The following is a 9,393-nucleotide window of genomic DNA, read 5'->3' on the forward strand; positions in this document are numbered from 1 at the left end:
GCGCCGACGCGATGGCGCTGGTGAAGCGCGGCGGCGACGTGACGATCGCGGTCGGCGCCGGACAGCCCGAGCGCGTCGTGCGCGACCGCAGCTTCTGCGACCTGTCCGAGATCGCCGAGCTCCGTCTCGTGCCTACTCGCGACAACCCGCAATGCCCGATCGGCTATCGCTGCCGCGAGCCCGGCTTCGAGGATTGGAACTGGTAGGCCGCCCGTTCACGCGCGGTTGAGCGTCGCGCGCCTCTTGGTGCCACGATCTCGCCACGACCCGCCTTCACTGCCGCCGGGAGGGCTCCGACAACGGAGCCGACCACCAAGATCACCGGGAGACGCGCGTGGCCGCACTTCGAAGCGGGCTCGGCTTGCAGGCCGTGCTCACGGCGCTTGCCGCCCTCGTGCTGCTGGCGGCGCCCGGCGTGCCCTCCCCGCCGCTCTACGTGTCGCTCGCGGGCTTCGCGATGGCCGGCATCCTGCTCGCCTCGGCCAACCTCTCCGCCTACCTGAAGGTCTTCGTCGCGGTCTACGGGATCGGCTACCTTGTGCTGGCCGGTGGCAAGACCCTGGCGGCGATGAGCCTGCTGCCGCCGACGCTGGCCGCCCTGCTGCCGCCGGCCTTCGCGGCCACCGGTGCCGTCGTGTTCGGCGGCCTCGTCCTCGCGATCTCCTACCTCAAGCCGATCCGCGCAATCACCCTGATCGCCGACCCCTACTTCGCCAGCCGCGAAGCGCCGACCGCGGAGATCGGCCCGTTCCGGTTCTTCGGCAATACCGAGGGCAAGGTCGGGCAGCGGCTGGTGGCGCTGTCGATCTTCATCACCTTCGCGCAGGTGGCGCTGCAGCTGCGCCTGAACTTCTGGTTCCGAGACCTGTTCAACGCCCTGCAGGAGTACAATGCCGACGCGTTCTGGTACCAGCTCGTCTGGATCTTCGCGCCGCTGGCCACGGTCTGGGTCGTGGTCGGCATGTTCGACACCTTCGTCGACGCGTCGCTCCACCTGCGCTGGCGCACTTGGCTGACCCGAAGCTTCTACGAGCGCTGGCTCGACGGCGGCACGCATTACCGCATCCCCTTCACCGGCGAGCACGCCGACAACCCGGATCAGCGCATCCAGAGCGACGTCAACCTGTTCATCTCGCAGACGACGACGCTCTCGATCCGCCTGCTGTCGCAGGCCGCGACCTTGGTCTCGTTCATGGTCATCCTGTGGGGGCTGTCGCGCGACTTCGTGCTTCCGTTCACCGACACCGTCGTGCCGGGCTTCCTCGTCTGGCTCGTGGTCGGCTACGCCCTGGTCGGCACCTGGCTGACGCATGTGATCGGGCGGCCGCTGATTGGTCTCGACTTCCGGCAGGAGAAGGTCGAGGCCGACTTCCGCTTCTCGCTGGCCCGGTCGCGGATCTATTCCGAGCAGATCGCGCTGCTGCGCGGCGAGCGCGCCGAGAACGTCAGGCTGAAGAGCCTCTTCCACGAGATCATCCACAACTACCTCGGCATCATCTACCGGCGGATCAAGCTCGGCAGCTTCACGCTGTCCTACAGTCAGATCAGCGTGGTGTTCCCCTACATCCTCGCGGCGCCGAGCTACTTCCTGAAGAAGATCACCCTCGGGCAGTTCCAGCAGACCGGCGACGCCTTCTCGAGCGTGCAGTCGTCGCTGTCGTTCTTCATCAACTCCTACGTCACGATCGCGGCCTACAAGGCCAACACCAACCGTCTCGCGTCGTTCAAGCGCGCGATGACGCTGGCCGAGGCGTATTCCGCGGCGACCGACGGGCTCGGCCACGGCAACGCCAGCAAGGCCGACGTGACCGCCACGGGGCTGACCCTCGCCCTGCCCGACGGGCGGACCATCGTCACAGCCGACGGCCTGTCCCTGACCAAGGGCGCGGCGACCCTGCTCACCGGCCCGTCCGGCTCGGGCAAGTCGACCCTGTTCCGTGCCATCGCCGGCATCTGGCCGTTCGGCAAGGGCCGGATCGACGTCCCGGCCGGCCAGTCGGCCCTGGTGCTGCCGCAGCGCCCCTACATCCCGCTCGGAACCCTGCGCGGCGCCGTGTGCTACCCGAACACTACGGACCAGTTTCCGGACGCTGCGATCCGCGAGGCCCTCGTCGCGGCGCAGCTGCCGGCGCTGGCCGACCGCCTCGACGAGATCGACGCCTGGGACCAGCGCCTGTCCGGTGGCGAGCAGCAGCGCCTGGCCATCGCCCGCGCGGTGCTGGCCAAGCCCGAATGGCTCTTCCTCGACGAATCGACCGCCGCGCTGGACGAGGCGAGCGAGGCCGGCATCTATCGCATGCTGCGCGAGAGGCTGCCCGGGACCACGATCGTCTCGATCGGGCATCGCTCGACGCTGCACGCGCACCACGAGCGCCGGGTCGACATGCAGGCGACGGGTGACGGATTGTTCAGCCCGCGCGAGCTTCGCGCCGTCGCGCCGGCCGAATAGAGCATCCGCCGCAACGAAGGCTCGCATGTCGAGCCGGCTTTTCAATGATCGAAGGGCGAGACGGGACGAATCACCAATCGCAATTGCCGATCGGGAATAAGAAAGGAACCCTCACGCAGTCGTGACGTTTGTACCCCGCTATCAAGAAACTGCGGAGAAACGCATGACCAAGATCACGACTTTCGCCAGCGCCGCCGCCCTCGTCCTGATGTCGTCGGCAGCCTTCGCGGCGCCCTGCTCGACCGGGACCACGGTCACGCCGAACAAGGACGCCAGCAAGTCCTCGACGGTCGATCCGAGCGCCACCGCCAACACCAGCCCCGGCGCCAAGGGCGAGTCCCCCGGCACGGTCGGCGCGATGAACAAGGCGGGCTCCGCCGCGACCGCCACCTCGCCCGCCGACGTGAACGCGCAGGACAAGGGCAAGCCGACCGCCGCGCAGGCCGCCAGCAACGATTGCTGATCGACTTCGATCGCAGCTGAGATTGCGCCCGCTCCGGGAGACCGGGGCGGGCGTTTTCGCGCGTTTAGAGCATGTTGCATGATCTCCGGATCATGCAACATGCTCTGTCCTATTGCGTGGTCGCATTTTCTTCACGCGAGCCGGCGTCCACCTCGCTCGAAAATGCTTTAGCCGCGCAGCCCCGTCGCCACGAGGGCGCACTTCCGGATTGCGTCCACGTCCGGCGCACCGGGCTTCACCACCCAGCTTCCGCCGACGCAGAGCACCGCACTGAGCGCCAGCCATTCCGGCGCCGTCGCCTCCGAGATGCCGCCGGTCGGGCAGAACCGGACCTGGCCGAACGGCGCGGCCAGCGCCTTCAGCGCCTTGATCCCGCCCGAAGCCTCCGCCGGAAAGAACTTGAACCGGTCGAGCCCGTGGTCGAGGCCGCGCATGATGTCGGCGGCGTTCGAGACCCCCGGTAGGTAGGGGATGCCGCGCTTCAGCGCCGCCTCGGTGAGCGGCGCGGTGAGGCCCGGGCTGACGATGAAGGTCGCGCCAGCCTCGATCGCCGCGTCGAGGTCGCGCTCGTTGAGCACTGTTCCGGCGCCCACCACCGCGCCCTCCACCCGCGACATCGCGCGGATCACGTCCAACGCCGCCGGCGTGCGCAGGGTGACTTCGAGCGCTGTAAGCCCGCCCTCGACCAGGGCGCGGGCGATCGGCTCGGCGTGCTCGACCTCCTCGATCACGAGGACGGGGATCACGGGGACGGAGCGCATCAGCGCGTCGATGCCGGTCATGGTGCGTTCCTTGTCCGTTGATCTCAAAGGCCGGCGGCGGCGAGCATCGCCGAGGCGCCCTGCTCGGCTCCGTCCGCGCCGTGGCGCATGAAGGCGAACAGCTCGCGCCCGGTGCCGGTGGCCGGCGGCGGTGCCACGGCGTCGTCGCGGGCGGCGAGTTCGGCGTCGTCGACGAGCACCTGCAGCAGGCCCTCTTCCGCGCTGAGGCGCACGATGTCGCCGTCGCGGATCTTAGCGATCAGGCCGCCGCCCAGCGCCTCGGGGCTGAGGTGGATCGCCGCCGGCACCTTACCTGAAGCGCCCGACATCCGCCCGTCGGTGACGAGGGCGACCTTGTGGCCGCGATCCTGGAGGACGCCGAGCTGCGGTGTGAGCTTGTGCAGCTCCGGCATCCCGTTGGCGCGGGGACCCTGGAAGCGCACCACCACGACCACGTCGCGCTCGAGCTCGCCCGCCTTGAACGCCTTCAGCACGTCGTCCTGGTGGTCGAAGACGCGGGCCGGCGCCTCGATCGTGCGGCGATGCTCCTCGACCGCGCTGGTCTTGAAGGTGGCACGGCCGAGGTTGCCCTTGACCAGCCGCATCCCGCCGTCCGCCTGGAACGGCGCGGCGGGCTTGCGCAGCATCGTGTCGTCCAGGCTCTCGGGCACCGCATCCTCGAACGTGAGGTCGTCCCCCGAGAGCTTCGGGTCGCGGGCGTGGTCGCGCAGGCGCGCACCGGACACGGTGAGGATGTCGTCGTGCAGCAGCCCGGCATCGATCAGGCTCGCCATGACGAAGCTCATGCCGCCGGCCGCGTGGAAGTGGTTCACGTCGCCCGAGCCGTTCGGGTAGACGCGGGCGATCAGCGGCACCACGGCCGAGAGCCGGTCGAAATCCTCCCAGTCGAGGACGATGCCGGCGGCGCGCGCCATCGCCGGCAGGTGGATCGCGTGGTTGGTCGAGCCGCCGGTGGCGAGCAGCCCCACCACCGCGTTGACGATCGCCTTCTCGTCGATGCAGCGCCCGAGCGGCCGGTAATCGTTGCCCGATGCGCCGATCTCCGACAGGCGGTGGATCGCAGCGCGCGTGACCGCCTGGCGCAGCTTGGTGCCCGGGTTGATAAACGAGGCGCCCGGCATGTGCAGGCCCATCACGTCCATCATCATCTGGTTGGAGTTGGCGGTGCCGTAGAACGTGCAGGTGCCGGCGCCGTGATAAGAGGCGGATTCGGATTCCAGCAGCTCCTCGCGGCCGACCTTTCCCTCGGCATAGAGCTGGCGGACGCGCTGCTTCTCCTTGTTGGCGATGCCGGTCGGCATGGGGCCTGCCGGAATCAGGATCGTCGGCAGGTGGCCGAAGCGCAGCGCGCCGATGATCAGGCCCGGCACGATCTTGTCGCAGATGCCGAGGAGCGCGGCGCCGTCGAACATGCCGTGGCTCAGCGCCACCGCGGCCGACAACGCGATCGTGTCGCGCGAGAACAGCGACAGCTCCATGCCGCGCTGGCCTTGCGTGACGCCGTCGCACATGGCCGGCGTGCCGCCCGCGACCTGCGCCGTCGCGCCGACCTCGCGGGCGAACAGCTTGATCTGCTCGGGGTAGCGTCCGTAGGGCTGATGCGCCGACAGCATGTCGTTGTAGGCGGTGACGATGCCGATGTTCATCGCCCGGCCCGAGCGGATCGCGGCCTTGTCCTCGCCCGACGCCGCGAAGCCGTGGGCGAGGTTGCCGCAAGCGAGCGTCGGCCGATGCACGCCGGATTCGCGCTCGCGCCGGATCAGGTCGAGGTAGGCGGCCCGGGAATCGCGCGAGCGCGCGACCACGCGCGCCGTCACGGCCGCGACCACCGGATGGATCTCTGTCATCGCAAGTCCTCTCGACGGCCCGGATGCGAAACGCTCCGGGGCCGTCCTGTGCGCTGCCGACTTTGGGCCAGCCGACGAAGATACAAGCCCCTACGCCTCCGAGCCGACCGCAAGATGGCAGGACAGACCGGGGACTTAAGTCTCAATACTGCCAGAAGATCCGCTGCAGCTCCTTGGTGTCGCTGGTCTTGGTCAGCGCCACCGCCGCGAGGATCTTGGCCTTCTGCGGGTTCAGGTCGTGGGCGACGACCCAATCGTAGCTGTCGTCCGGCTGCTCGGCGTTGCGCAGGACGAAGCCGTCGGGCACGCGCGAGGAGCGGATGATCAGCGTGCCCTTCGCGCGGATGTCCTTCAGCGTGTCCACGAGGTAGCCCGGCACCGAGCCGTTGCCGGTGCCCGCGTTGACGATCGCCTTGGCGCCGGCGTCGACCGCGGCCTTGTAGGCGCCGGGGAACATGTTGCCCGAGCCGTAGACGATGGCGACCAGCGGCAGCGCGTCGATCGTGTCGATGTCGAACTCGGAGCTGGTGCCGTGGCGCTTGTCGAGGCTGCGGAAGAAGTAGGTCTTGCCCTCGACCACCATGCCGAGCGAGCCCCACTGGCTGAAGAACGCGCTCGGAACGATGTTGGTGCGCTTGGTGGCGTCGCGGCCGGACTGGATCTGGTCGTTCATCGTCACCATGACGCCCTTGCCGACCGCCTCCTTGCTGCCGGCCACCGCGACCGCATCGAGCAGGTTGAGCGCGCCGTCGGCGGAGATGGCGGTGGAGGGGCGCATCGAGCCGACCACGACGATCGGCTTGTCGGTCTTCACCACGAGGTTGAGGAACAGCGAGGTCTCCTCGAGCGTGTCGGTGCCGTGGGTGATGACCACGCCGTCGACGTCGCTCTGCTTGACCAGCTGCGACACGCGTTTGGCCAGCTGCACGAGCTGCGCGTCGGTGAAGCTCTCGGAAGCGATCTGGAAGACCTGCTCGCCGCGGACGTTGGCGATGGCCGACATCTGCGGCACCGCCGCGATCAGCTTGTCGACCCCGACCTTGGCCGCCTGATACGTCGCGCTGTTGGCCGCGTCCGCGCCGGCGCCGGCGATGGTGCCGCCGGTGGCGAGGATCACCACGTTCGGCTTGCCGACCTTGGCCTCCACCGCCGCGTCGGACATCTCGCGCCCGATCGCCGCCCCGGGCAGCGACAGGCTCGCGAGGAGAAGGGCCGCGAGCGCGGCGCACCGGCTGGATCTGACAGGAAGCATCGACACCCCTTCGTATGGATCGCCGCGGCGCGGCGCACCGGCCGCATCGTAGGCCGGCCCATCCGCGAGGCAAGAACGAAGCCGTTCGTTCGCGCGACCGAGCCGCGCGACCGTCACGCCGGATCGAAGCGGCAGCTTGAGCGTTGAAGACGGGTCGTCCCCCGGGAAAGGCGCCGCCATGCTGACCTTCGCCAGCCTTCTGCGGGAAGTCGAGGCCAACGCCCCCGCCCGCGAGGCGATGTCCCTCCTCGACACGGCGCTCGCCCGCCGCACCTCCGACGAGCAAGGCGCGTTCTGGCGGGCGATCGACATCTACTACGTGTCTCGCAAGGCGCCCGGCGCCGAGGCGAAACCCGAACCGCCTGCATTGGTCGCTGCGACGCAGGCACCGTAGCGCCCGCGCTTCATCCGTCCGTGTCCACGCTTCGGTCACGTCGGACTTGCGCGCCGGCCTCGCTTCGGCCGATCACGCGGGACGCGCGGTCGCCAGCGGCCCGGATCAAGCAGGAACCCCATGTCCGAACCCGACGACGAGCCGCTCGACGCCGTCTCGCGCCTCTACGCGAAGATGCTGGCGATGGAGATCGTGATGGGCGTGCTGATCGGGCGCCTGTCCGAGGAGGACCCGGAGGTGCGCGAGGACGTGAAGCGCGACGTCGCCGTTCTCCTGGCCGACATGCCGATCGATGGCGCAAGCGAGGAGCTGATCGCCGGCGAAGTCCGGCGCGCCGCGGAGGCCATGACCAGCGTGCGCATCGCCTGAAATCCGCGCCGTCAGGCGAAGGGGTTCTTCACCACCGTCGGCGCGGTCGTCGATTCGGCGACCTCGGCCGGCAAATCCGCTGCCTCGAGCGCGGCGACCACGGCGTCGACCGTGGCCTTCAGCGCGCGCGCCTGCGCCAGGCCGGCCTTGTCCCGCGTGATGTCGAGGGAGCCGTGCAGCGCGATCGTGTCGGGGCCGTTCTCGAACGCCAGTGCGCCGACGGTCCTCACCGCCGCCGCATCCGCAAAGGGCTCGAAGGCGGGCTCGCCATCCTTGGGCTTCGTCATCGCAAAGGATCCTCAGAAGATCGAGCGGAGCAGCTGGCGCAGGGCGCGGTGCAGGGCGCGCGCGGCCTCGTGGCCGAGCCAAGCGCGCCAAGTCTGCTCCCGACCCTGGGGGCGGTGGTCGGCGACGTCGTCGCGGGAATAGGCGCGCGGCTCGGGAAGCGTCATCGCCGAGGCCTTCTGGCTCGGCGACAGCGACGGGAACGCGTCGATCCCGGCGACGCCGCGCAAGGCGTCGAGGGAGATCGCCTGCCAGGTCCCGCCCGCATCGTTGGGCGCAAGGTAGGCGCCGCCCTCCCCCGCGACCGGATCGTAGATCGCCTTGAACATCTGGCTCGGCACCAGCACGCGGCCGTTGATCGAGGCGAGCGCGTCGCCCGCATAGACCGGCCCGGTCACGACGAAGAGCTGCCCGCGCCGGGTCGCGAGCCGGCGCGTGCTCTCCTCGATCGCCGCCCAGAGGCTTCGGTTCAGGGCGCGGTTCTGCGGGACGACGTTGGCCAGGCTGAAAGATTGTGCCTGCGCCGCGCCGGTCGGCATGTCGCCGGCCGGCGCGAGATGGCCCCGGTCAAACCCGCTGCGGACGTAGTCGTCGAGCCGCGCGCGCTCGTCGGCGGGGACGCGGTCCTCGTCGTGGAAGGCGTCGATCCGCTCGACCCGCCGCGCGTCCGAGACGCTCGCCCGGGTCAGCCGTTCGGCGGCGTAGAGCGGCGCGCGCGCCACCCCGGAATGCAGCACCGCATAGGCGTCGAAGCAGAGGGGCAGCGTCTTGGCGGCGAGCTTCGGATTCGTCAGTTCAGGGGAGCGGTTGTCGACGAACAAGGCCGGGCAGCGTTCCGCGGCGCGAACCGGACCGAGGCCGAGGATCAGGGCGACGAGGGCGATTCGTCCGCGGCTCAAGAGCACGCGCGAACCCTGCGCGGCCCCGACGGCGTCGGGCGCTCGCGCCAGGTGCAGGGGCGACCGAGCGTGCCCTCGAATGGGCGGACGTCGCGATCGGGGGCGCCCGGCACGGTGCGAACCGGGCAGTCGCCGAGAAAGGCACACGCGAACGTGAACACGTCGTCGACCGGGCGCGGCTCGGCTTCCGCGCGCGCGCTGAAGACGAAGGCGAGAATCGATAGGAATCCGGACAGCACAGCACGGAGCAACGCGGGCCTCATGTGGCAGCGAGGGCACGAAAGTGGGAAAATCCAGGGATGAAACATTGATCGGATCCCACAAGGTCCGTAATTGGCACTATCATGACAGCGGCCGTACCAACGTTCCCGCGAGCGGGCGACGGCGAAACCGGCCGGAACGACCCCGTCGTCATAGGGGAGGTGGACCGCGCATCGGCCGCCTCGGATCGACGCGGCCTGCCACGGATGCCCTTCGGGCCGGAAGTCATAGCGAGCGAGTGGTTCATTGACACGTCAAGAAACATCCCCCTCGATTTTGGACGGTTTGTCTGAGACGTCTGCGTTGCGTCTGTTGCCGGAGAGCGACCTTCCGGCGGTTGCGGAGGCGGTTCGGTCTGAGATGATCGAGACCGTGTCGGTGACGGGCGGGCA

General features: G+C 69.4%; 9 protein-coding genes and 1 pseudogene. 5 read left to right on the forward strand and 5 right to left on the reverse strand.

All coding sequences use genetic code 11. The features are described from left to right. From FV222_RS10340 to FV222_RS10350, 3 genes and pseudogenes are all read left to right on the forward strand, one after another. Nucleotides 1–206: pseudogene (locus tag FV222_RS10340) on the forward strand (hypothetical protein); the annotation flags it as partial. Between the two features lie 128 nt (nucleotides 207–334). Further along, nucleotides 335–2,449, forward strand: a complete 2,115-nt coding sequence (locus tag FV222_RS10345) for an ABC transporter ATP-binding protein/permease (RefSeq protein WP_147765142.1) — start codon at nucleotides 335–337, stop codon at nucleotides 2,447–2,449. A 163-nt stretch (nucleotides 2,450–2,612) separates the two neighbouring features. Next, nucleotides 2,613–2,912: a hypothetical protein gene (locus FV222_RS10350; protein WP_147754077.1), complete on the forward strand. Its 300-nt coding sequence runs from the start codon at nucleotides 2,613–2,615 to the stop codon at nucleotides 2,910–2,912. 167 nt (nucleotides 2,913–3,079) lie between these two features. Here the strand turns inward: FV222_RS10350 and eda are convergent, their stop codons facing one another. The 3 genes from eda to FV222_RS10365 form a co-directional block, all read right to left on the reverse strand. Further along, nucleotides 3,080–3,694 (reverse strand): bifunctional 4-hydroxy-2-oxoglutarate aldolase/2-dehydro-3-deoxy-phosphogluconate aldolase, encoded by a 615-nt coding sequence (gene eda, locus FV222_RS10355; protein ID WP_147814148.1) that lies wholly within the window; start codon nucleotides 3,692–3,694, stop codon nucleotides 3,080–3,082. Nucleotides 3,695–3,717: 23 nt separating this feature from the next. Next, the gene (gene edd, locus FV222_RS10360) at nucleotides 3,718–5,541 is read right to left on the reverse strand and encodes a phosphogluconate dehydratase (RefSeq protein ID WP_147765144.1); all 1,824 of its coding nucleotides are present in this window, start codon (nucleotides 5,539–5,541) and stop codon (nucleotides 3,718–3,720) included. Between the two features lie 142 nt (nucleotides 5,542–5,683). After that, entirely contained in the window at nucleotides 5,684–6,799 is a 1,116-nt protein-coding gene (locus FV222_RS10365) for an asparaginase (protein ID WP_246685403.1), read from the reverse strand. A gap of 172 nt (nucleotides 6,800–6,971) precedes the next feature. Between FV222_RS10365 and FV222_RS10370 the strand changes: the two genes are divergently transcribed. Continuing rightward, entirely contained in the window at nucleotides 6,972–7,187 is a 216-nt protein-coding gene (locus FV222_RS10370) for a hypothetical protein (protein ID WP_147765146.1), read from the forward strand. Between the two features lie 120 nt (nucleotides 7,188–7,307). Beyond that, nucleotides 7,308–7,556: a hypothetical protein gene (locus FV222_RS10375; RefSeq protein WP_147765147.1), complete on the forward strand. Its 249-nt coding sequence runs from the start codon at nucleotides 7,308–7,310 to the stop codon at nucleotides 7,554–7,556. Between the two features lie 11 nt (nucleotides 7,557–7,567). Here FV222_RS10375 and FV222_RS10380 read toward each other — a convergent pair whose 3' ends face one another. Beyond that, the gene (locus FV222_RS10380) at nucleotides 7,568–7,843 is read right to left on the reverse strand and encodes a hypothetical protein (RefSeq protein ID WP_147765148.1); all 276 of its coding nucleotides are present in this window, start codon (nucleotides 7,841–7,843) and stop codon (nucleotides 7,568–7,570) included. A gap of 12 nt (nucleotides 7,844–7,855) precedes the next feature. Then, a complete protein-coding gene (locus FV222_RS10385) occupies nucleotides 7,856–8,725 on the reverse strand; it encodes a DNA/RNA non-specific endonuclease (protein WP_246685404.1) in 870 nt (289 codons plus the stop codon). Nucleotides 8,726–9,393: the final 668 nt, after the last annotated feature.

The sequence above is a fragment of the Methylobacterium sp. WL103 genome (genome assembly GCF_008039885.1).
GTDB classification, from domain to species: domain Bacteria; phylum Pseudomonadota; class Alphaproteobacteria; order Rhizobiales; family Beijerinckiaceae; genus Methylobacterium; species Methylobacterium cerastii.

Coding starts and splice junctions, on each gene's coding strand:
- FV222_RS10350 (WP_147754077.1), top strand. CDS start 2,613: ATGACCAAGATCACGACTTTCGCCAGCGCCGCCGCCCTCGTCCTGATG.
- eda (WP_147814148.1), bottom strand. CDS start 3,694: ATGACCGGCATCGACGCGCTGATGCGCTCCGTCCCCGTGATCCCCGTC.
- edd (WP_147765144.1), bottom strand. CDS start 5,541: ATGACAGAGATCCATCCGGTGGTCGCGGCCGTGACGGCGCGCGTGGTC.
- FV222_RS10370 (WP_147765146.1), top strand. CDS start 6,972: ATGCTGACCTTCGCCAGCCTTCTGCGGGAAGTCGAGGCCAACGCCCCC.
- FV222_RS10375 (WP_147765147.1), top strand. CDS start 7,308: ATGTCCGAACCCGACGACGAGCCGCTCGACGCCGTCTCGCGCCTCTAC.
- FV222_RS10380 (WP_147765148.1), bottom strand. CDS start 7,843: ATGACGAAGCCCAAGGATGGCGAGCCCGCCTTCGAGCCCTTTGCGGAT.